The organism is Microbispora sp. H10836, assembly GCF_012999525.1.
Classification (GTDB): Bacteria; Actinomycetota; Actinomycetes; order Streptosporangiales; family Streptosporangiaceae; genus Microbispora.
The window spans coordinates 1-534 of sequence record NZ_JABBWU010000088.1 but is presented as its reverse complement, the minus strand read 5'-3'; the positions used below and the strand labels follow the sequence as shown (position 1 = coordinate 534).

Below are 534 nucleotides of genomic sequence, written 5' to 3'. Positions count from 1 at the left end.
GCCGCCGCGGATGGCCCAGTGGTTGGGCTCGCCCTTGACGATCGCGGTCAGGAAGCGGTGGCTGATGGACGGGTTGCCCGCGTTGTACTTCTGGTTGACGCCGGAGAACAGGCCGTTCTCGAGGTCGGCCATGATCCAGGGGCCGTTGCCGGCGCCGTAGCCCCAGACCTTGTTGTTGCCGAAGTAGATGGCCTCCATGGTGCCGTTGCCGTTGTCGCGGCTGTTGGTCTCGGCGTTGCCGTAGTCGAAGCAGCAGCCGCCGTTGTAGTGGGTGCCGTCGAAGACGGCGTACATGCCCTCGGGCTGGTCGCCCTTGGCCACGCCGTTGGTGGTGTTGTTGCGGTAGCCCGTGCCGGGGGCCACGTACACGCCGTACGCCTTGTGCCCGCCGACCGTGATCGGCGCGGCGGTCGCGACCGCGAGGTTGTCGTACCCGCCCGCCGCCGGACCGGAGAACCCGCCGGGAGGAGCCTGGGTGAGCCGGTTGTTACGGCCGGACTGGTCGTAGATGACGGAGATCAGGCAGGTCGTGCC

The 534-nt window shown here is 68.4% G+C and carries 1 protein-coding gene; it reads right to left on the bottom strand.

The annotated features are described in order from the left end of the window. Positions 1 to 534 (bottom strand): arabinofuranosidase catalytic domain-containing protein (locus HHX30_RS40420; protein ID WP_211593495.1); only part of this gene is annotated, 534 nt, incomplete at both ends.